Source organism: Duganella guangzhouensis (genome assembly GCF_009674535.1).
Lineage (GTDB): Bacteria > Pseudomonadota > Gammaproteobacteria > Burkholderiales > Burkholderiaceae_D > Rugamonas > Rugamonas guangzhouensis.
Map to the genome: position 1 here is coordinate 88,244 of NZ_WKJK01000003.1, position 22,765 is coordinate 111,008.

At 65.2% G+C, this 22,765-nt stretch carries 15 protein-coding genes; 8 read left to right on the forward strand and 7 right to left on the reverse strand.

Annotated elements, in window-relative coordinates; all coding sequences use genetic code 11:
* The first annotated feature begins 12 nt into the window (after positions 1-12).
* Genes GJ699_RS06460 through GJ699_RS06470 form a run of 3 tightly spaced genes read left to right on the forward strand, consistent with a single transcriptional unit; the run spans position 13 to position 2,194 of the window.
* Positions 13-261 carry a DUF3649 domain-containing protein gene (locus GJ699_RS06460; protein ID WP_154374303.1) on the forward strand — a complete coding sequence of 83 codons (249 nt, stop codon included), beginning with the start codon at positions 13-15 and terminating at the stop codon, positions 259-261.
* Complete coding sequence (locus GJ699_RS06465) at positions 258-1,847, forward strand: PepSY-associated TM helix domain-containing protein (RefSeq protein WP_154374305.1); 1,590 nt, start codon at positions 258-260, stop codon at positions 1,845-1,847. Before GJ699_RS06460 ends, GJ699_RS06465 begins: the two co-directional genes overlap by 4 nt.
* Positions 1,844-2,194: a DUF3325 domain-containing protein gene (locus tag GJ699_RS06470; RefSeq protein WP_154374307.1), complete on the forward strand. Its 351-nt coding sequence runs from the start codon at positions 1,844-1,846 to the stop codon at positions 2,192-2,194. Before GJ699_RS06465 ends, GJ699_RS06470 begins: the two co-directional genes overlap by 4 nt.
* Before the next feature lie 8 nt (positions 2,195-2,202).
* Here GJ699_RS06470 and GJ699_RS06475 read toward each other — a convergent pair whose 3' ends face one another.
* Complete coding sequence (locus GJ699_RS06475; protein ID WP_195763473.1) at positions 2,203-2,550, reverse strand: DUF4124 domain-containing protein; 348 nt, start codon at positions 2,548-2,550, stop codon at positions 2,203-2,205.
* A gap of 169 nt (positions 2,551-2,719) precedes the next feature.
* Between GJ699_RS06475 and GJ699_RS06480 the strand changes: the two genes are divergently transcribed.
* Positions 2,720-3,472 carry a DUF481 domain-containing protein gene (locus GJ699_RS06480; protein ID WP_154374311.1) on the forward strand — a complete coding sequence of 251 codons (753 nt, stop codon included), beginning with the start codon at positions 2,720-2,722 and terminating at the stop codon, positions 3,470-3,472.
* Between the two features lie 16 nt (positions 3,473-3,488).
* Positions 3,489-4,700: a formate-dependent phosphoribosylglycinamide formyltransferase gene (gene purT / locus GJ699_RS06485; protein ID WP_154374313.1), complete on the forward strand. Its 1,212-nt coding sequence runs from the start codon at positions 3,489-3,491 to the stop codon at positions 4,698-4,700.
* 2 nt (positions 4,701-4,702) lie between these two features.
* Here the strand turns inward: purT and GJ699_RS06490 are convergent, their stop codons facing one another.
* The 5 genes from GJ699_RS06490 to GJ699_RS06510 form a co-directional block, all read right to left on the reverse strand.
* Positions 4,703-5,470 (reverse strand): LytR/AlgR family response regulator transcription factor, encoded by a 768-nt coding sequence (locus GJ699_RS06490; protein ID WP_229262003.1) that lies wholly within the window; start codon positions 5,468-5,470, stop codon positions 4,703-4,705.
* Positions 5,471-5,490: 20 nt separating this feature from the next.
* On the reverse strand, positions 5,491-6,657 hold the full coding sequence (locus GJ699_RS06495) for a sensor histidine kinase (protein WP_229261972.1): 1,167 nt from the start codon (positions 6,655-6,657) through the stop codon (positions 5,491-5,493).
* A gap of 17 nt (positions 6,658-6,674) precedes the next feature.
* The gene (locus tag GJ699_RS06500; RefSeq protein WP_154374320.1) at positions 6,675-8,144 is read right to left on the reverse strand and encodes a carotenoid oxygenase family protein; all 1,470 of its coding nucleotides are present in this window, start codon (positions 8,142-8,144) and stop codon (positions 6,675-6,677) included.
* A 12-nt stretch (positions 8,145-8,156) separates the two neighbouring features.
* Positions 8,157-8,576, reverse strand: a complete 420-nt coding sequence (locus GJ699_RS06505) for a DUF2141 domain-containing protein (protein WP_154374322.1) — start codon at positions 8,574-8,576, stop codon at positions 8,157-8,159.
* An 81-nt stretch (positions 8,577-8,657) separates the two neighbouring features.
* A complete protein-coding gene (locus GJ699_RS06510; RefSeq protein ID WP_229261973.1) occupies positions 8,658-10,331 on the reverse strand; it encodes a PAS domain-containing sensor histidine kinase in 1,674 nt (557 codons plus the stop codon).
* 116 nt (positions 10,332-10,447) lie between these two features.
* On the opposite strand from GJ699_RS06510, the gene GJ699_RS06515 reads away from it, so the two are divergent.
* Positions 10,448-13,999: a CHASE domain-containing protein gene (locus tag GJ699_RS06515; RefSeq protein ID WP_229261974.1), complete on the forward strand. Its 3,552-nt coding sequence runs from the start codon at positions 10,448-10,450 to the stop codon at positions 13,997-13,999.
* Between the two features lie 98 nt (positions 14,000-14,097).
* Positions 14,098-17,202, forward strand: a complete 3,105-nt coding sequence (locus tag GJ699_RS06520) for a ligand-binding sensor domain-containing diguanylate cyclase (RefSeq protein WP_154374326.1) — start codon at positions 14,098-14,100, stop codon at positions 17,200-17,202.
* Here the strand turns inward: GJ699_RS06520 and GJ699_RS06525 are convergent.
* Positions 17,199-18,524, reverse strand: coding sequence for an MATE family efflux transporter (locus tag GJ699_RS06525; RefSeq protein WP_229261975.1), 1,326 nt, complete (start codon positions 18,522-18,524; stop codon positions 17,199-17,201). The two genes, GJ699_RS06520 and GJ699_RS06525, sit on opposite strands and share 4 nt — an antisense overlap.
* 203 nt (positions 18,525-18,727) lie before the next feature.
* Here GJ699_RS06525 and GJ699_RS06530 point away from each other — a divergent pair, with 203 nt between their 5' ends.
* A complete protein-coding gene (locus GJ699_RS06530) occupies positions 18,728-22,741 on the forward strand; it encodes an EAL domain-containing protein (RefSeq protein ID WP_154374330.1) in 4,014 nt (1,337 codons plus the stop codon).
* Positions 22,742-22,765 lie beyond the last annotated feature (24 nt).

Sequence of the window (22,765 nt, forward strand, 5' to 3'; positions counted from 1 at the left end):
AGGAGATCCGCGATGAATCGCATTGCCGCCGCCATCTTTGGCGGCTACCTGTTCGCCTCCAGCGCCGGCGCGCTGCTGTCGACATTGAACGGCCCAGGCAGCGACGCCATACTGGGCGGTGCTCTGCTTGGACTGGCGCTGTACGCACCCGCCATCGTCTGGGCCTTTGCCACCAGCAGCGCCGCGCGCGCGTGGGCCGGCCTGCTGGGCGCCAGCCTCAGTTTTGCCGTGCTCACCGCCGTAGCGGGAGCATCGTCATGAGTGCGCTGCGTCCACGCATGGCATGGCTGCACACCTGGGCAGGGCTCTGGGTATGCTGGCTGGCGTTCGCCATTTTCCTGACCGGTACCCTGAGCGTCTTCGTGCATCCAATCTCGGACTGGATGCGGCCGGAACTAACCCAGGAGCCGGCACAGGCGGTGTTTACTGAGCCGCTGGATCATGCGCAGCAGATCAAGCATGGACTGCGCTATCTTGAACGGCACGCCGCCGACAGCAAGATGTGGGAGCTGTGGCCGCGTGCCGGCGAAGACCTGTTCCGCGTGTTCTGGCTCAACGAGCAGGGCTACTATCAAGACGCACAGCTGTCGTCCAGCACTGGCGAACTGGTGCCGGAAGCGACAGGCAAGGTGCGTGACACCTTGGGCGGCACGCACTTCGTTGAATTCCACCACGCGCTGCACGCCGGCAGCACCGGCCTGTGGATCGTCGGCGCGGCATCGGCGGCGATGCTGGTGGCGCTGATTTCCGGCGTCATCACCCACAAGCGCATCTTCCAGGACTTCTTCACCTTCCGTCCCGGCAAAGGCCAGCGTTCGTGGCTGGACGCGCACAATCTGGCCGGCGTGTTGACGCTGCCGTTCCTGTTCATAATTGTGTACAGCGGGCTGGCGATCAGCTGGGGCACCTACATGCCCGCGATTCCGTGGGTGCAGGAACTGCGCACCGGCGAGGCCGCGCACCTGCGCGAGTACGGCCCGGAAAGCAAGCCATCCGGCCGGCACGGCACATTGACGCCACTCGATCCGCTGGTGGCGACGGCGGAAGCGACCTTCCACACGCCAGCCTACGCGGTGGTGGTCAACCATCCGGGCGACGCAGCCATGTCGGTGCAGGTCTATAGCACCACCTCGCCGGACACCCAGGAAGGACAGCTACTGAGCAAACGCGGCATGATGAAATTCGACGGCATCAGCGGCGCGCTGCTGGAAACCGAGATGCCACACCGCGCGCCGCCCAACGGCGCACGCGCCACCATGGCCACGCTGGACGAACTGCACCGGCTGCACTTTGCCGGCGCGGTAATCCGCTGGATCTATTTCGTGGCCGGCATGGCCGGTACCGCGATGATGGCCACCGGCGCGATCCTGTTCATGGTGAAGCGCCGCCAGAAATCACTGAACGAATTTGGTGCCGCTACCACCCGCGTCTACCATATGATCGATGTGCTGAACGTGGCCACGATTGCTGGCCTGTCGCTGGCCTGCATCGGCTTCCTGTGGTCCAACCGCCTGTTGCCGCTGGACCTGCCGGAACGGCACGAGCTGGAAGTGAGCGCATTCTTCGCCGTGTGGCTGGCGGCGCTGGTTCACGCCACACTACGGCCAGTGGCGCGCGCCTGGCGCGAACAGCTATGGGCCGGCGCCGCGCTCTGCATGCTGCTACCACTGCTAAACGCGGCGACCACCGGCCAGCACCTGCTGGTTTACCTGGCGCAGCGTGACCTGGAGCGCGCAGCCGTCGAACTGACCGCCATCGCACTGGGCGCGCTGCTGGCTATCGCCGCCATCCGCAGCGGGCGGCGTGCGCGCGCCACCGTGCCGGGCATGAGAAAGGCCGCATCATGAGTTATGCCATCATCGTATTGACCGCGCTGGGACTATGCCACGCCGGCATGGCGGCGCTGTCGCTGGCCATCGACCGTCATCATCGTCAGGCATACGGCGACGACACACCACCGCGCAAACGCCGGCTGCTGCGCGCGGCGGGCGCACTGCTGCTGGCCATGGCCCTCGCGCCGTGCATGCTGCTGTGGGGCGCTGGCGCCGGCTTGGTCGCATGGCTGGGGATGCTGACCATCGGCGCGCTGCTGTCCGCCCTGCTGCTGCCGTACTGGCCGCGCCGCGTGGCGCCATTGGCCGTCGTCAGCGCATCACTTAGTCTCGCCAGCCTGGCTGGCCTGGCCCTGACCTGAGATTCCCCTCATCGGGAGCTGAGCAGGCGACGCTGCTTGTGCAGCTCGTCCTGCATCAACAGGTTTTGATGCGCGGTCTTCAGCGTCGCACCGTCGATGGTGACGGTTTTACGCACCGCAGGACGCGGCAGATCGGCCCAGCGGCTGCGTGGCGCCTGCACCGCCGGCACCGGCGTCACGCCGGGCGCCGCCCAGGTTCCGGCCGCAACCCGCTCCACGTAAGGCTCCGCCACGCTGCCTTCGGGGCAGTCGGCGTCCGTCAGCAGCACGTGTCCCTCCGAATCAACGCACTTGTTCACACTGGCGCCGGCCAGGCCACACATTGCGGCCAGTGCCGCGCACAGAATGAATTTCATGATCGATGCCCCTTTGATAAGAGCCTCCATCATCTCCCTGCGCGCGACGCCAGTCTGTGCGGCCTCGCACACCCCAAAAAACGGCAATTCCGCTCTATGTCGGTTACAATACCGCCTTCTTCCGTATCACGATACCGTGATGTCGTTGCACGGCATCGCTCCCACGCTTATGAAATCTCTTTTGATTATTTCTGCGCTTGCGCTGGCCCACGGCTATGCCGCAGCCGATTCGCTGGATCCGGTCAATGCCCATGGCTGGAACACCTCCGCTGAACTGGGCGCGATCTCCACCTCCGGTAACACGGTCGGTACTTCGGTCACCGGTAAAGTCGACGCCAAGCATGAAACCGACAAGTGGACCAATGAGTATGTCCTGTCGGGCTACTTCAAGGACGAGGAAGTCACCAACGACGAAGGCGAAAAAGTGCGCGAGCGTTCGGCGCAGCGCTATTCGCTGTCCGCCAAGGCGGGCTACAAACTGCTGCACGACGACCACGGCAAGCTGTTCGCGCTGGCTACCCACGTCGACGACCGCTTCGGCGCCTACACCCGCTACTCCACCATCGGCGTCGGTTACGGCACCCAGACCTACCAGTCCGACACCCACACGCTGGACGTGGAAATCGGTCCTGGCTACTTCCGCGGCGTGCGCTCGGAAGGCTATACCGAAAGCGGCCCGACCATCCGTGGCGCGGCCAATCTGAAATGGAAGCTGAGCGACAGCGCGCAGTTCGCGCAGAACCTGACCGTGGAACGCGGCACCGACAACGTTCACTCGCAAGCCGAGACCTCGCTGCGCACCAAAATCAACAGCACCATGCAGATGAAGGCCGCCTTCAACATCCGCAACGACACCAACGTCGCGGCCGACAAGAAAAACACCGATACCCAAACTTCGGTGACCCTGGTTTACTCCTTCTAAACTTAGATACCAAGCTATGAATACTCCACGTACTCTCGGCACGCCCCTGTCCCCAACCGCCACCAAAGTCATGCTGCTGGGCTCCGGTGAACTCGGCAAGGAAGTCATCATCGCGCTGCAGCGCCTGGGCGTGGAAGTGATCGCCGTTGACCGCTACCCGAACGCGCCTGGCCATCAGGTCGCGCACCGCGCCCACGTCATCAACATGACCGATGGTGCCGCGCTGGCCGCGCTGATCGAACAGGAAAAACCTGACCTGGTGGTGCCGGAGATCGAAGCCATCGCCACCGACAAGCTGGCGGAGCTGGAACAAGCCGGCAAGATCACCTGCATCCCAACCGCGCGCGCCGCGCAGCTGACCATGAACCGCGAAGGCATCCGCCGCCTGGCCGCCGAGACGCTGAGCCTGGCCACGTCGCCATACCGCTTCGCCAGCAGCCTGGAAGAGCTGCAAGCTGGTGCCGACGCTGTCGGCTTCCCGTGCGTGGTCAAGCCGGTGATGTCGTCGTCGGGCAAAGGCCAGTCGAAAGTGGATTCCGCCGCCGACGTCAAGGCCGCGTGGGATTACGCCGCCGCCGGCAGCCGCGTCGACTCCGGCCGTGTGATCGTTGAAGGCTTCATCGACTTCGACTACGAAATCACCCTGCTGACCGTGCGCTCGCTGGGCGCCGATGGCCAGGTGGTGACGCAGTTCTGCGATCCGATCGGCCACGTGCAGGTGCAAGGCGACTACGTGGAATCGTGGCAGCCATGCCGCATGGACCCGGTGGCGCTGGAGCGCGCCCGCGACATCGCCGCCAAAGTCACCGGCGATCTCGGTGGCCTGGGCCTGTTCGGCGTCGAGCTGTTCGTCAAGGAAGACATGGTGTGGTTCTCGGAAGTCAGCCCGCGTCCGCACGATACCGGCATGGTGACCATGGCCACCCAGGTGCAAAGCGAATTCGAACTGCACGCCAAGGCCATCCTCGGCCTGCCGGTCAATGTGGCACTGAAGGCACCGGGCGCTTCGGCCGTGATCTACGGCCAGCACGAAGCCGCCGGCATCGCCTTTGAAGGTGTGGCCGACGCGCTGCGCGTACCGAACAGCGACATCCGCCTGTTCGGCAAGCCGGAATCGTTCGCCCGCCGCCGCATGGGCGTGGCGCTGGCCACCGCCGATGATGTGGAAACCGCGCGCGTCAACGCCAAGGAAGCCGCGTCGCGCGTCAAGCCAGTACTGGCTAAATAAAGCTACATCCCCCGGAACAGATCGACGTAGTTACGGCTGACGACCAGCTGTTCCGGGCGGCCTTTCAGCTGCACCATCAAGCGTCCGCGAAAGTCCTGCCGCGTGCCCGCCACATGGCGCGCGGCGACGATCACGCTGCGGTGTATCTGCCAGAACTGCTGCTCATCGAGCTGTTCGCGCAGCTTGCTGATCGGCGTGCGTATCAAACTCTCGCCCTCCGCCACGAACACGCTGGTGTATTTGTCGTTACTCTGGAAGTAGATCACTTCATCGATCGGGATCAGTCGCGTTTCCTCGCCGTGCGAGGCGCGTATCCATTGCAGCGGCGCTGCCGCAGGCGCTGGCGCAGGAACCGCCGCAGCCACGCCGCCGGCCGCCAGCTGCGCCAACAAGGCTTGCAGCGCCGCCGCCGGCACCGCCCCTTCAGCAGCGGCGGCAGGCTTGAGCCGCGCCTTCAATTTGGCTACAGTCTTTTCCAACCGCTCCAGGCTCGCGGGCTTCAGCAGATAATCGACTGCCGAATGTTCAAACGCGTCCACCGCGTATTGGTCATAGGCGGTGACAAACACAATGTGCGGCGGCTTGGGGCCATCCACCAGTCGCGCCGCCACATCCAGCCCGGTGAGGCCGGGCATGCGAATATCGAGGAACACCACGTCCGGCGCTTCCTCGTCCGTCATGCGTAGTGCTTCCAGTCCGTTGGCGGCATGGGCAACCACGCGCAATTCCGGCCAGACGGTTTTTAGCTGGCTTTCCAGATAGTCGCGCAGATGGGCTTCATCATCTGCGATCAGGGCACGGATGGTATCGATGTCGGACTCACATTTAAAGGCAGCATCAGGCGCACCGTCATGCCGCAGGGTTGATTTTCCAATAATTCTACCTTAGCGCCGCTGCCGTACAAACTGCGCAGGCGTTCGCGCAGATTACTCAAGCCTACCCCGCCACCTGGCTTGCGCGGCGCGTGTTCGTTCAGCCCCACACCGGTATCGCTGATGCACAGCGCCACCTGCTCTCCTTCGACCCGCGCGCTGAGTACGATCTCGCCGCCCTCCACTTTCGGTTCCAGGCCATGGGCGATGGCGTTTTCTACCACCGGCTGCAGCAGCATCGGCGCGATGCGGAACTGCGACAGCTCATCCGGCACTTCGATGCGGTAGCGCAGCCGCTCACCCATGCGCACCGCCAGCACATCGAGATAGGCCGCGATCAGCTTCGCCTCCGACGCCAGCGTGGCCTCCTCACTGCGACTGGCCGCCAGGCTGGCGCGCAGATAATCGATGAAGCGCTCCAGCATGTGCTGCGCCTGCGCCGGCTGCGGGCCAATCAGGCTGACCACATTGGCCAGCGTGTTATACAAAAAGTGCGGCTCGATCTGCGCCTGCAGCGCCTTCAGGCGCGCCTCGGCCAGCATGCGCGCGCTGGACGCCAGGAACTCCCGCTGCCGCGCCTCCTCGGTGGCGCGGGCCACGCGCCGCTCGGTGGCATTGCGCACCATGTACATCAACAGCGCCACAAACGCCGCGATCACCAGGCATTGCAGCACCACCGCGCGATTGCTCAACAGCTGGAACGGACTAACGCCTGCCAGCAGCATATTCCCAAGGCCGACGCCCGCCAGCACACTGGCCGCCATCAGGCCCATGCTGAATAGCAGGCGCGGAAGCCCGCGCGCGCGGCGCGGCCAGCCGTTCAACAGCCGGCTGGCCACCAGCGAGCCGCCATGCACCATGATGCCGATCAGGTTCGACATCAGCAGCATGGACCACAGCCGGGCCGAAAAGGCCACGCTGTCGTTTGTCAGCAGGCGCACGCCGGCAGTCAGCACCACGCCCATCAGCGAACTCCAGATCAGCGTGTACAGCAGATTACGCGGCATCGAAGCCGGCCAGCGCCGGAACAGCGGGATCATCTCCAGCGGATGCGCCGGCGGTGGTGTACGTTCTTGTTGCGTCATGGTTGCCTTCATTTGATTCATGCCGCCAGAAAGTTACCATGAAAGCAAACCGGTGCGCGATAGGGCAAGCGCGCTAACGCCATCGGACCGGCCTTGATGTTGTGCGCATCGAACACCGTCAACACGCTTTGTGCGCGGCGCGTGTCCTGCGCGACGCCGACCACATAGCCATCGGTCTCCGAGCGCGCGCCACGGCGCGGCACCAGTACATGCTCTTCCACCTGCCAGCCCGGCCCGAAGGCGTAGCCGTCGACTTTACCGCTGTCAGTGTCGATCAGATTGACGCTATCCAGTATCAGCTCGCGCCCACTGGCGCCCAGCACCATCAGTTTGCGATGGCGCGCCGACACCACCTGCGGCATCACGCGCGGGAATTCGCTAACGCCGAACAACCGCGCCTCGCGCGCCTGGCCGCTGGCATAATCCAGTGTGATCTGCACCGTGGCGCTGGGATGATCGGCGGTCATGCGGCTCTCGCCGCGCATCGGCAGAGCGGTTTTGCGCAGCGCGTCGCCTTCATGCAGCACCGCGTCCAGCCGCGTGCACGCGCCGTCCTCGTAGGCATTCCCCAGATGGAAGACAGCACGCGCCGGCAGTTCGAACACCTGGCGCAGCGCCAGCGTATCCTTGCTGATGACAACCGCCCGCAACGGACGGCCTGCGTTCCAGTGCATGCTGCCGGCCAGGCTGTGATCAGGGCCGAGCTCCCAATCGTAGGGCGACACCAGAAAGATCAGATGCCGGCCGCTGACCACGAAGTCGTGCACCATATTCAGTTGCGGCACTGTTAGCATCGCGGTGCGCGTGACTTCGCCGGCGGCGTTCAGGCGATAGATCATCAGACGGTCCGCGCCTGGCGAGGTACCGAAGTTCCACAAGCCGCCGTCCGAATCAGCCTTCGGATGGGCGGAAAACGGCATCGCCTTCAAATCTTCGCGCCAGGTCTTGATGCCCCGCGTGGCCAGCGTTTGCGGATCCAGCTCGGTGGCGGAGCCGCCTTCCCACAGCGCGTACACACGGCCGTTCAACGGCAGCAGATTGGTATTGGCGACATTGACCGTGTCATTGCCCTTCACGCGCTTGCGATCAACGAAAGTGCCGAAGGCCGGATACAGGAACTGGCCCGCCGCGCTCTCTTCAACGAACTTCTGCGTGGCGACGAAGCGGCCGGCGTGGCTGACCTTACCGTCGGCGATATGCCAGCGCTGCGCAAAACCGTCGCCATCAAACCAGTGGTGATAGCGCTCGCCACCCAGTTCAAAGCGCCCCGGCCCGTTGCGGAAGAACACACCATTCAGGTCGCGCGGCAGCTGGCCCAGTACCGTCGCCTGACCGGACAGGTCACCGCTGCTGTCCGCATACACCGACAACTGTGCGTTCTGCGCCAGCGCGGCGTGGAAGCTGCGGTAGGTCAGGCTGTCCGCCAGTGCGGACGAGGAAGCGAGGCTCAGCGCGGCGAAGCTGAGGAATTGGCGGCGATTGCTCATGCTGTCCTCCGCTCAGTGCAGGTTGACGCTGGTGGTGGCGCCGCCGTCCGGCAGCACAATGCGCGCATCCGCATAGCTGGGCGCACCGCGCTTGCCCAAGGCGTTGTTACTGAAGCCGTAGTCCTCGGTCGGCATGCCCATCAGATTGCGATCCAGCTTGCCGTTGCCGTTGGCGTCGTGGTAAACCGCCAGTGCATACTCGCCGGCCGGCAAGCCGTCAATCCGCAATTGCACCTTGCCGCTGCGTGCCGGCACCGTCACCGCGCGCAGCGCTTTGGAAGGAAAGGTGTCGGCCGAATTAAACACGGCGACCATGACCTGGCCCTGATCGCTGGCCACACCATCAACCTGGATGGTGAGGTCAGCGGCGAAGGCGGGCAAGGCGGCGGTGAAGAGCGCGGTGAACAGCGCGGCGATTATCAGCTTGGTCATGTTGGGCTCCTGGGTGGATGAAGTGTGATGCCACTTTATCCACTGCCCGAGTGCCGCCAGCCGCGATGCGACGGAATGCGCCTAGCCGGCGCGAACTGCGCGCCAATGGCGCGAAATGGTGTCCAGCATCTGCTCGACGTCCACCGGCTTGGCGATAAAATCATTCATGCCGGCGGCGATGCACAGATCCTGCTCCGATTGCATCACGCCGGCCGTCATCGCCAGTACCGGCAGCGTCAGGCCCAGCGTGTGACGGATATGCCGGGTGGCCTCGTAGCCGTCCATCACCGGCATCTGCACATCCATCAGCACCATGTCATAGTCCTCGGCGGCGTCGCGCAGGCGGTCTACCGCCAGTTGACCGTTTTCCGCCACATCCACACTGGCGCCGGCGTGTTCCAGCATGCCGCGCGCCACCACCTGGTTCAGCGGATGATCTTCCACCAGCAGCAGGCGCAAACCTTGCAAGCGGCGTGACTCGGGCGCCGGCGGCACCGTCTCGGCTGGCGTCGATGCTGCCGGCACCGGCAATGCCTGCCCCGGATCGGCATCGGCCACCACAAACGGCAGTGTGACCACAAATTCGCTGCCTTCGCCCGGCGCGCTGCTTACGCCGATGTCGCCGCCCATCAGCGCCGTCAGCCGGCGGCAAATCGCCAGACCCAGCCCGGTGCCGCCGAAACGGCGTGTGGTCGAGGCGTCGCCCTGGTCGAAGGCGCGGAACAAGCGCTCCTGCTGCTCCTTGTCGATGCCGATGCCGGTGTCGCGCACCGAGAACCTGACACGCACGCCATCCGGCCCCACCTGATCCAGCGCCGCCCGCACCGACACGCCGCCCTGCTCGGTGAACTTGACCGCATTGCCCACCAGGTTGATGAGGATTTGCTGCAGCCGCATGCCATCTCCCACCAGCACCGGCGGCACCTCCTCGTCGGCGTGGATCTCCAGTGTGATGCCACGCATGCTGGCGTTCAGCATCATCACGGTGGCGACCGAATCCAGCAACTCGCGCACGCGGAACGGTTGCGGCAGCAGTTCCATGCGCCCGGCCTCGATCTTGGAAAAATCCAGCACGTCATTCAAGATGTTCAACAAGCCCTGGCCCGACGACCGTATCATGCCCACGTACTCCTTTTGCGCGGGACTCAGCGCCGTGTTCTCCAGCAGATAAGCCACGCCCAGCACCGCATTCATCGGCGTGCGGATCTCGTGGCTCATGTTGGCCACGAACTCGCTCTTGGCGCGGCTGGCCGCCTCGGCGCGCTGTTCGCCGTTCTTGCGGTCGGTGATATTCATGGCTGTCAGATAAAGCCCCAGCACCTTGCCGTCGGCGCCAACGTCCGGCACCAGGTCCACCAGGAAGTGGCGCAAACCGTCCGCGCTCTCAAAGTCGCGTTCGAAATGCAAGCGACGCCCGGCCAGGGCCGCCCGCAGTTCATCCAGCCAGGGCGCGGCGGCGGGGCCGAAGACATCGCTGACGGTCTTGCCCAGCATGGTCTGCGGCTCGATGCCCCACTGCGTGCGGTAATGCGCGTTGGCGAAACGGTAGCGCAGGTCGCGATCCAGATAGGCGATCAGCAGCGGCAGCATGTCGGCCAGCACGCGCGTGCGCCGCTCGCTTTCCTGGGTGCGCAATTGCGCGGCTTCGCGTCTGGCCTGCTGGCGCGCGTTGTTAACCAGGGAGGCCAGTCCGGCCAGCGCGGCAAAGATCACTGACGCGGCAACGATCAGCGTATCATTCGGAGGCAGGGACAAGGTTGGCTCGCTAAAGACATGATGTCAAAATAGTACCCGCAGATGAACAGAATGCCAAACCATTATGACAATTATTCAGTTATAGTGTTCATCGTCGACAACCTATGGAACATATCATGCGCAAGCTTACCTTGCTGACGCTATGCTATGCCCTGATTGCCCATGCCAGCCTGCTGCTGGCGTTCGCACACACCAATGCCACCCCGGTATGGCCTCCCTCGGGCATCGCTTTTGCGGCGCTGCTGCTGATGGGTTATCGCGCCTGGCCGGCGATTTTCATCGGCGCGCTCGCCGCCAACCTCGCCACATTTTATGCCAACGGCCTGCCACTGCATGGCGGCGTATGGCTGGCCTCCTCGCTGATCGCAGGCGGCAATACGCTGGAGGCGCTGACCGGCGCCTGGCTGGTACGGCGCTACTTCGATGTCAAGCAGCCGATGGGCCAGCAGCAAAACGTCTACAAATTCGCGCTGGTGGCGATGGCCATGAGCGCGGTCAGCGCCGGCATCGGCAGCAGCACCCTGGTAGTGAGCGGACTGGCGCCGGCCGCCGCCTATAGCACCGTGGCCTTGACCTGGTGGGTGGGCGATACCGCCGGCGTGCTGCTGTTCGGCCCCGCCATCATTGTCTGGGCATTGCGGCGCGCGCCGCCCTGGAGCTGGCGCGGTGCGATGGAACTGGCGCTGTCGCTGGCGGCGTTGCTGGCGCTGAGCTATTTCGTGTTTGGGCGCGACTACGCCTACGATGACGGCCTCGGATGGCTGCCCTATTTGTTCGTGCTGGCGATCGCCTGGTCGTCCTACCGCCATGGCCTGCGCGGCGCCAGCATTGTCTGCATGGTGGCGGCCGGCGGCGCGGTGCTGGGCACCATCAAGGGGCACGGGCCGTTCGCGGTCGGCACCCTGAACGACGCCTTGATCGCGCTGTCCAGCTACACCATGCTGTGCAGCCTGATCGCGATGGTGCTTAGCGCCGACGTCAGCGAACGCAAACGCGCCGGCGACGCGGCCCGCTACAGCGCCGCCCAGTGGGGCGTGTTGCTGATTGGGGTCGGCCTGACCTTCGTGGTGTGGCACCTGCTGGCGGCCGGTACCGAGCGCCGCGCCCAGGAACAGTTCGAGGTTGAATCCCAGGACATCGCCAAGCGCATCGCCCGCCGCGTCACGCTGTACGAATCCGGCCTGCGCGGCGCCCAGGCGCTGTTCAAGGCACAGCAAGATCCCAGCCGCGACCAGTGGCGCGATTTCGTGGCCGGCATGGACCTGCACGACAACTTCCCCGGCGTGATGGGACTGGGCTATGGCCAGTATCTGCGCGCCGACCAGCGCGCCGCCACCGAGGCCGATCTGCGCAACCAGGGCTACGAGGACTTCCGCATCTGGAACAACAACCAGGGCGTCGATAGCGGCGACTCGGTGGTGGTGATGTATCTGGAACCGTTCGCCGGCCGTAATCTGCGCGCCTTCGGCTACGACATGATGTCCGAGCCGGCGCGCCGCGTGGCGCTGCTGCAGGCCGCGCGCAGCGGCACCCCGGCGCTGACTGCCAAGGTAGTGCTGGTGCAGGATGAAAAACAAACCGGCCTGCCCGGCTTCCTGATGTACTTCCCGATCTACCACAAAGACGCCAGACTGGGGCCGGACTCCACCCCGGCGCAGCGCATGGCGGCCCTGCAGGGCTTCGCCTACAGCCCGATCCGCGCCGACGAATTCATGCAGGACTTGCTCGGTCCCGGCGACCGCACGGTGCGGCTGGAGATCTTCGACGGCGCCAGTATTACGCCATCGGCGCAGCTGTTCGCCAGCGAGCGGCCGCCGACCGATCCGCAGCAGTATCCTAACCCCTACCTGCTGACCATGCCGCTGGACCTGCTGCATCACCAGTGGACCCTGAGCTTTACCTCGCAGCCCGCATTTGAAAACGCCATCGACCGCCAGAAGTCGCACATCGTGCTGCTGGCCGGGGTGATTATCAGCCTGTTGTTCTTCGGCGTGGTGCGCGCCCTGACCGCGCGCCAGGCGTATGCGACCGCGCTGGCGCGGCAGATGACCGGCGCGCTGCGCGAATCAGAACGCTCGCTGATCGCCGCCCGCGACCAGGCCGAAGCGGCCAGCCGCGCCAAGAGCGAATTCGTGGCCAACATGAGCCACGAAATCCGCACCCCGCTCAATGCGGTGCTGGGCATGGCGCATTTGCTGAACAATACCGCGCTGTCGGCGGAGCAGCTGAAGTACGTCGACATGATACGGTCGTCCGGCCATTCGCTGCTCGGCATCCTGAACGACGTGCTGGACTTCTCCAAGATCGAGGCCGGACGCATGGAGCTGGCGCCGGTGCCATTCCAGCTGTCGCTGATGCTGGAGGCGATCGCCAACATCATGACCGTCAACGCCGGCGAAAAGGATCTGGAACTGGCGATCGGCGTCGAACCGGGGGTGCCGCAAGCGCTGGTCGGCGATGGCCACCGGCTGCAGCAGGTGCTGGTCAACCTGGTCGGCAACGCCATCAAGTTCACCGAAAAAGGCGCGGTCTCGGTGCTGGTGGAACTGGCGGCGGCGCCGGCCACGCTGCGCTTCACGGTCAGCGACAGCGGCATCGGCATTCCAGCCGACCGGGTGGCGCAGCTATTTGCGCCATTCTCGCAAGCCGACGCCTCGATGACGCGCCGTTTCGGCGGTACCGGCCTGGGACTGGCCATTTCGCGCCGCATCGTGGCGCTGATGGGCGGCGCCATCGAGGTGCGCAGCATGCCCGGCGCCGGCAGTGATTTTATCGTCAGCGTGCCCTTGCAGCTGGGTGTCGAGGCGCCGCACGAGCGTATCGGCCAGGTTCAGCACTTGCTGGTGGTGGACGACGACGACACCAGCGCCGACTACCTGTGCCGCAGCATCCGCGCGCGCGGCTGGAGTTGCGATAGCGCCGCCAGCGGCGAACAGGCGCTGGACCTGCTGCGCACCGCCGGCGTGCGTTACGACGGCGTGCTGGTGGACTGGAATATGCCCGGCATGAACGGCCTGGCCACCATGCAAGCCATGCGCGCCGACAGCGCCATCGCGCGCGCGCCGGTGATCTTGATGATCAGCGCCTTCGGCCAGGGCAAGCTGCTGCACACCGATGGCGCCCAGGCCGCGGACGCGGTGCTGCTCAAGCCTGTCACCGGCGGCCGCCTGGCCGAGACATTGCAGCAGGCGCAGGCTGCGGCGCGTGATGGCATGGGCGCCGGCGCCGCAGCCAGCGGCATCTCGCCTGCCGATGCCGACGTGCTGCGCCTGGACGGCGTGCGCATCCTGCTGGTGGAAGACAATCCGGTCAACCAGCTGGTGGCCAGCACCATGCTGGCCCACGCTGGCGCCGAAATCGATGCGGTGGACAACGGCCGCGCCGCCGTCGAGCGCCTGCGCACGCAATCGCAACGCTACGATCTGGTGTTGATGGACGTGCAGATGCCGGAAATGGACGGTTTTGAGGCCACCACCAAAATCCGCCAGGAGCTGGCGCTGCACCTGCCGGTACTGGCCATGACCGCCGGCGTGATGGCGTCCGAGCGCGAACACTGCCTGGCCTGCGGCATGAACGATTTCATCGCCAAGCCGATCGACGTCGAGGAAATGCTGCTGGCGATTGCGCGCAATCTGCCCGCCACCCGCCGCGCCGCCTCCGGTCACTAGTGCGGCCACGCCACAGCCGCCAGAAATATGTTGACGTTTGACGGCCAGGCGCAGATATTCAAATTAGCGCGGAATACTCACAAAAACTATCCGAATCCATGCGACTGCCAGGACTGTCACTTTGCTGTTGTCTGCTGGTTTGCCTGCTGTCGCCCGCCAGCGCGGCCCCGCCGGCCAGGCTGCCGCTGACCTTTGAATCGATCGAGTCGGCCGGCCCGGATGCGCAGTCGGTGCTGTCGCTATTGCAGGACCGCCAGGGCTACATCTGGATCGGCACCATGGACGGTGGGCTGATGCGCTACAACGGCCGCCGCGCCACCCGCTACGCCAACGACCCGCTGCGCCCGGACAGCCTGCCGGCGGGCCGCATCAATGCCCTCTACAGCGACCAGCAAGGCCGCATCTGGATAGGCAGCGATGAGGGGCTGGCGCGCTTTGAGCCCGACACCAACAGCTTCACCCGCTTTCAACCCGACAGCGCGCACCGTAACGCGCTGATCGTGCGCGACATCGCCAGCGACGGCAAACAGGGCATGTGGCTGGCCACCTGGGGTGGGCTGCAGCACTTCGATCCGCTCAGCGGCAAGTTCAAACAGTATCGGGCCGACCCGGCGCGCGCCGACTCCCTCGCCTCCGACGACGTCACCTCGGTCACGCTGGACGCCGACGGCGGCCTGTGGGTCGCCACCTCACCGGCCGGACTCAGTTACCTGGAGCCTTCCGCCCAGGGCTTCACCCGCCTGCGGGTGGACAGTGCACAGCAGCCGGAGCCCAAACTGAACGACGTGCGCATGGTGCGCTACAGCGTCGATGGCGATCTGTGGATCGGCACCGACGCCGGCCTGGTGATTTCGCAAAAAGGCACGCCGTGGAGCGCGCGCCAGCGCCTGAGCGGCGCCCGTGGCCGTATCAACAACATTACGTTCGACAACCACGACAACGCCTGGATCAGCACCCGCACCGAGGGACTGATGCGCTGGTCGCGCGATTTGCAGCATGTGCAGGTCTACACCCACCGCGCCGAAGATAATCATAGCCTGCCGAGTAACTTCGTCACCGTGGCGATGGAAGACCGTAACGGCACACTGTGGGCCGGCACCTTCACCGACGGCGTGGCGCGCGCCAACCTTGGCAACTATGGACTGGAGCGCATCGTCCCGCGCGATATCGCGCCCGAGGTTTTCCCGTCCGGGAATTTCGTGCGCAGCATGTCGGCCGATGACCGCGGCCGCATCTGGCTGGCCGCCGACGACAGCCTGGCGCTGCTCGACCCGGAACAAAAGCGCATCGTGCGGAGCTACACCAGCAGCGAGGCCAAACCCGGCGCGCCCATCTTCGCCAGCGTGTTCACCATCTATCAGCAAAGCGGCGGGCCGCTGTGGATCGCCAGCGCGCGCGGGCTGGATAAGCTGGATGAAGCGAGCGGCCGTTTCAGCGCGGTGCGCTTGCCGACACCGCAGGACAGCTTCGTCTACACTGTCGCCCCCGGACGCGGCAAGATGCTGTGGATAGGCACCGGCGCCAGCCTGATACGCTACGACAGCGCCAGCGGCGACATGCGGCGCTACTTCCACGACGACGCCGACCCGGCCTCGCGCAGCATCAACGAAGCCAGCATCGTGTTGCAGGATTCGCAGGGCCGGGTATGGGTCGGAGAGTTCTTCCGTGGTGGCCTGGACATGATGGCCCGCGACGATGGCCGCTTCCAGCACTTCCGTCACGACCCGCAGCAGCCGGCCAGTATCAGCAGCGAAAAGATCAGCTGCCTGCACGAAGACATGTATGGCACCATCTGGATCGGCACCGCGCGTGGCCTGAATCGCATGGTGCCCGGGCCGGATGGCACGCCGACGTTCCAGCGCTACACCGGACCGCACGATCCGGGACCGATACTGATCGAGTCGATCCAGAGCGACCGTTCCGGCATGCTATGGATTAGCACCGTGCGTGGCCTGTCGCGGCTCGATCCCAACACCGGTGATTTCGTCCACTATTCGGCCGACGACGGCGTCAGTGATGGCCTGTTCCGCGCCTCGTCCGCGCGTGTCAGCGGCGGCGCGCTGTACTTCGGCGGAACCACCGGCATCACCGCCGTCTATCCGGGACTACCGCTGCGCAAACTCACCGTACCGCAAGTCGCCATCAGCGACATCCGCATCTACGACACTTCGCTGGCGCACCGTCCGCTGCCAGAGGGCGTGAGCATGGACGGACCGGTGACAGCGCCGCGCGCGCTGAGCATCCCGTGGACCGTCGACGCGCTGACGCTGGAATTCGCCGCCCTGCACTACGCGGCGCCGCGCCGCAACAGCTACGCCTTTTGGCTGGAAGGCTTCGACCGTCAATGGGTGCAGAGCGACGCCAACCAGCCCAGCGCCACCTACACCAACCTCAATCCCGGCACCTATCTGTTCCACCTGCGCGCCTACACCCACAAGGGGCTGGCCAGCGAAGAGCTGCTGTTGCCGATCACTGTGACGCCACCGTTCTGGAGCACCTGGTGGTTCCGTACCGGTGCAATTGTGCTGGTGTGCGCGGTGGTGATCACACTGTACCGGGCACGTGTACGGGTACTGACCCGGCACGCCGCGCGCCTGAAAGCGCTGGTGGACCAGCGCACTCACGAACTACAGGAATCCAACCGCAAGCTGACCGCGCTATCCGCCACCGATGGCCTGACCGGCCTGGCCAACCGCCGCAGTTTCGACGCCGCGCTGGCGCGCGAATGGGGCCGCGCCCAGCGCGCCGGCGAACCACTGGCGCTGGCCATGCTGGATGTCGATTTCTTCAAGCTGTACAACGACAGCTACGGTCACCAGGCCGGCGACAACTGCCTGCGCGAAGTGGCGCGCGTGCTGGCCGCCGGCGTACACCGCGCCACCGACGTCGCGGCGCGCTACGGTGGCGAGGAATTTGCATTTATCGCGCCACTCAACAACGCCAGCCAGGCTGCCGAGATGGCCGAAAAAATCCGCGCCGCGCTACAGGCGCTGGCCATGCCGCACCAGCGTTCGGCGCTGGGCTGCGTCACCATCAGCATCGGTGTCGCCGCCATCATCCCCGGCGAAAAGCAGGAACCGGAAATGCTATTGCAAGCGGCCGACCAGGCGCTATACCGCGCCAAGGAAAATGGCCGCAACTGCGTGATGCAAACCCAGCTCACCCAGCCCCGCCCCAGCATCGGCCTGGCGGACGCGCTTTAGCCTTCCACCACAATCGCCGGCCGCAGGCGCTTGCGCGAGCTGCGCGCGTGCGGTACCCAGGCGTGGGTCTGCCAACGGCGCCACATGATCAGGCCACGGATCCATTCGTCGGCGGCGTAGGCGATCCACACGCCGGGCAAGCCCCAGCCCAGCACCACGCCCAGCAGCCAGCTGCCGCCGGCCAGCACGAACAGCATCGAGAACGCGCCCGCCATCACTGGGAAGCGCGCGTCGCCGGCGGCGCGCAGCGCGTTGATCACCACCAGGTTGAAGGTGCGGCCCGGCTCCAGCACCACGGTAATCCACAACAACGCGGCACCGGCGGCCAGAATGTCGGCATCCTGCGTGAACCAGCCGAGCAACCAGTGTCCGGCCAGCGCCGCACAGGCGGCGGTCAGCAGGCTGACGATCAAGCCACGTGCCAAGGAACGCTTCACCACGCGGTGCGCCTCGCGCAACTGGCCAGCACCGATCAGATAACCGACCACGATTTCCACCGCCAGCCCGGTGGCGATACTGAACATCATCACGCCGCCCATCAGCTGCAGCACGTAGGCTTGCGTGGCCAGCGCCTTGGCGCCCAGTTCCGCCGCCGTCGCCACGCTGACCATGAAGGCCAGCCGCCATGCGATATTCTCCGCCGCTCCCGGCAAACCGATATGCAATACCGCTGCCAGCTCGCGGCGCGGCAGACGCCACCAGTCGTCGCGCGACACCGTCAGCTGCAGATGCACGCGCCACATCATCAGATGCAAGGCCAGGCCGATCGCGCGGCTCAAGGCCAGCGCCAGCGCGTAACCGGGCAGTCCAAGCGCGGGCAGCGGCCCCCAGCCGTACATCAGCGGTATCGCCATCACCAGATGCGACACGTGCATGATGATCAGCACCACCAGCGTATCGCGGGTGCGCAAATGAGCGCGCATCACACTGGCCATGGAGGCGTTCCAGGCGTCGAGCAGCATGGCCGGGGCCAGCGCCATCAGAAACGGTGCGGCGATCGGGAACACCTGCGCCGGCGCGTTCAGCAAATGCAGCAGGCCGTGCGCGCCGAACAGGGCCAGCACCGCGGTCAATACGCCCAGCCAGGTGCTGGCGCCAACCACCGCGCGCGCCACCTGGTCGGCCGCGTCGCGCTGGCCACCGCCCAGATTCTGCGTCACCACCACGCTGACGCCGGCGCCAATGATGCGGAACAGGATGAACAAGGTAGCCGACACCTGGCTGGCGATCGCGAACGCGCCGCCATTCTCGTCGGAGATGCGCGACGCCAGCGCGGTGCCGACTACGTTGGAGGCGATGCCCAACCCCAGTTCGACGAGCAAAGGCCACGCCAGGTTGAACATGGGAGGCGTGCGAATCGGCGTTCTGAGGACGGGCATGGAGAAAGGAATGTTAAAAATATTGCTAATTAGTCTTACTTTACACCATGTGGTAGCGCTTGCATCGATATAATATAAAAACACTATTTTTGTTTCAAGCAGCGCAGTCACGACTACGTCCTTCCCCAGCCCTGAACACGATGAACATGTTTCGCAATTTTTTACGTCGTACCGGATTTCAGCGTCAGCTCACCATCATCGTCTCAGCCGCCATTCTAGGACTGGCCGTATTCTCGGCATTGATGAACGCCTGGGAAGCCAACTCCCGCATGCGCGACCACTTCATCGGCCAGGGCCAGCGCATCGCCGACAATCTGGCGCGTCAAAGCACATCGGCGCTGCTGTCCCACGCGCCGGAGAACGCGCGCGACGTAGTCAATTCCACGCTGGCCTTTCCGGACGTCGCCGGCCTGCAAATCCTGGATGCGCAAGACCACCTGCTGCTGTCGCGGGTGCAGGGCGAAAAACTGAAGGCACTGTCCAATCGCACAGCACCGGCCCACGCCGGCCTGGTCGCCGAGAACGAGGACGGTTGGTTATTCGCCGCGCCGGTCGAGCTGCGCGAGCATCAGCGGCAGTTGCTGGGCCACGTACAGGTCCACCTCAGCAAGGACACGCTGAAGAATCTGACCTGGTCACTGCTGCTCGGGAATCTGGGTCTGACGCTGTCGTTTGCCGTGATCCTGCTGATGCTGGCGCGGCTGCTGACGCGCCACATGCTGACACCACTAAACCATCTGTCGCGTCAGATGCGGCGCGCCGAAGCCGGCCAATCGGGCATGCGCGTGCGCCCGGCCGGTCCGCGCGATCTGATCGAAATGGGTCAGGCCTTCAACCAGATGATGAATGTGCTGGACCAGCGTGAGACGGAACTCAAGGAATCGCGTGACGCCGCCGTCAACATGGCGCGCATGAAAGCGCAGTTTGCCGCCACCGTCAGCCATGAGGTACGCACCCCGCTCAACGGCGTGGTCGGCATGCTGGACATGCTGAAGGAAACCCGCCTGACCCAGCGCCAGCAGGAATTCGTCGACGTGGCGTGGAATTCATCGCGCACGCTGATCGCGCTGATTAACAACATCCTCGACTTCTCCAAGATGGAGGCCGGCAAACTGACGCTGGAGGAAGCGGAGTTCAGCCTGTCCGCCTTGCTGGCCGAGGTGACCGAGCTGGTGGCCCGTCCGGCGCAGCAAAAAGGCGTGGGCCTGAGCTGGGACGTGGCGCCGGACGTCCCGGACTGCATCGTCAGCGACGCGCTGCGCCTGCGCCAGATCCTGATTAACCTGACCGGCAATGCCGTCAAATTCACCGAACGTGGCCAGGTCAGCATCGGCGTGGTGCGGCTGGCCTCGGCCGCCGAACTGACGCTCAGCTTTGAAGTGCGCGATAGCGGCATCGGCATGAACGATGAGGTCCAGCGCGGCCTGTTCCAGGCGTATGCGCAGCCGGATCCGAGCACCACCCGCCGTTATGGCGGCACCGGACTGGGTCTGGCCATCTGCAAACAGCTGGTCGAGCTGCTGGGTGGCGAGATCAGTGTGCAGAGCGTGGCCAATAGCGGCACCACGTTTACCTTCTCGATCGCCTGTCGCGCCGGCGAGCGGCAACCAGCGGCGGCCCCACAAACAGCCGCGCCGCGCGCGCTGCCGGTACGCCAGTTCCGCGTGCTGGTGGCGGAAGACAATCGCACCAATCAGATGGTGGCGGCCGGCATGCTGGCCATGAACGGCTGCATATGCGAATTCGCCGCCGACGGCGTGGAAGCCGTGCGCGCCGCCCAGCGCGACCGCTTCGACCTGATCCTGATGGATTGCAGCATGCCCGAAATGGACGGCTACGAAGCCACCGCCCACATCCGCCTGGCCGAACTGGCGCTGGGCCGGCGCACGCCGCTGCTGGCGATGACCGCCAACACCCAAAGCGGCGACGCAGAGAAATGCCTGGCCGCCGGCATGGACGATTACCTGGCCAAGCCGATCACACTGGTCGAACTGCGCCGCAAGCTGGAGAAGTGGCTACCCCATGGCGCCGCCGATATCGCCCTGCGCGCCGGCGACAGTAGCCGGCCATCGCAGCGTCCATCGCGCCCGGCCGGCGCCCCGGTCGACCTGGACGTCTTCGACAAGCTGCGCGAGGTGCTGGGCGACGCCCTGCCGCACGCCATCACGCCCTACCTGGAAGACACGCCGATCTGCCTGGACGAACTGGCGCAGGCGGTCCGCAGCGGCGACCTGCAAACCGCCGGCAGCCGCGCCCACGCCCTGAAAGGCTCTTCCGGCAATTTCGGCGCCGGCGCCCTGGCCCAACTGGCACTGCAAGCCGAACTACTCGCCGCCGCCGGCCAACCCGAACGCATCGAACCGCTGCTGCAACCGCTGCACGAACAGTTCCTGTCCGTCGCCGCCTTCCTGCGCGCCGAACTGCAGCAGGAAGCGAACGATGAACCGCAGCTCAGCGACGACACCCCGCACGTGCTGGTGGTGGATGACGATCGCAGCACCCGCAGCACCCTGCGCCACACCCTGCAGCGCGACGGCTTCCGCGTCGACGAAGCCTCGGACGGCCAACAGGCGCTGACCATGCTGGCCCACCTCCAGCCAGACGCCATCCTGATGGACGCCATGATGCCGGTGATGGACGGCTTCACCGCCTGCGCCCGCATGCAGGAACTACCCAACGCCGCCGACATCCCGGTGCTGATGATCACCGCCCTGCAAGACAACGCCTCGGTCGAACGCGCCTTCGCCGCCGGCGCCAGCGACTACATCCCCAAACCGATCCACTACGCCGTGCTGTCACAGCGCGTGCGCCGCATCATCGAAGGCAACCGCGCCGAGAAGCGCATCCGCCACCTGGCCTATAACGATGTGCTGACCAACCTGCCCAACCGCACCCTGTTTTTCGAACTGCTGGCCAGCAGCATCGACCAGGCGCAAGGCCACGGCCAGCAAGTCGCGGTGCTGTTCATGGACCTGGACCGCTTCAAATACGTCAACGACAACCTGGGACACGGCATCGGCGACCGCCTGCTGCAAGCGGTGGCGCAACGGGTGCGCAATACCGTGCGCGCCGGTGATTCGGTGGCGCGCCTGGGCGGCGACGAATTCACCGTCGTGCTGCACGAGCTGGATAGCCCGGCTGCTGCCGCCACCGCCGCCCACAACATCGTGCGCGCGCTGTCCGCGCCCTTCCCCATCGACGGCCACGAGATCTTCGTCACCGCCAGCGTCGGCATCGCCATGTACCCGCACGACGGCAGCGACGTCGCCACCCTGGTCAAGCACGCCGACAGCGCCATGTACCGCGCCAAGCGCACCAACAGCGGCTTCCAATTCTACGAACCGTCGATGGAGCACTCGATTTCCGAACACGTGCGCCTGGAAAGCGATTTGCGGCGCGCCATGGAACATCAGCACCAGCTGGAAGTGCACTATCAGCCGCAGGCCTGCGTGGACAGCGGCCGCATCATCGGCATGGAAGCGCTGGTGCGCTGGCGCCATCCAAGCCGTGGCATGATCGCGCCGGTGGAATTCATTCCGCTGGCCGAAGAAACCGGCATCATCAACCAACTGGGCGAATGGGTGCTGCGCACCGCCTGCGCGCAATTGCAGCAGTTCCTGCGCGCCGGCTTGCCGGAGATGCGGGTGGCGGTCAACCTGTCGGTGCGCCAGCTGCTGCAGAAAGACTTCGCCGCCTCGGTGGAAGCGGTGCTGGCCGAAACCCAGCTGCCGCCGCATCTGCTGGAACTGGAAATCACCGAAAGCACGCTGATGGAAAATGCGCACGACACGCTGGCCGCGCTGCACCGCTTGCGTGAATTGGGCGTGCGTCTGTCGATCGACGATTTCGGCACCGGCTATTCATCGCTGTCCTACCTCAAGCGCTTCCCGATCGACATCATCAAGATCGACCGCTCCTTTGTGCAAGACCTGCCGCAGGATCAGGACGACGCGTCGATCGTCAGCACCATCATCGCGCTGGCGCACAGCCTGCGGCTGGAAGTGGTGGCCGAGGGCGTGGAGACCGATCAGCAACTGGCCTTCCTGGCCGATCGCGGCTGCGATCTGATGCAAGGCTACCGCCTCAGCCCAGCAGTACCGGCCGATCAATTCCAGGCGCTGGTGAAGAAATCGATAAAAACAGTGGCGACCGCCATTTGAGGCGATGCCGCCAGCGAGACCGTC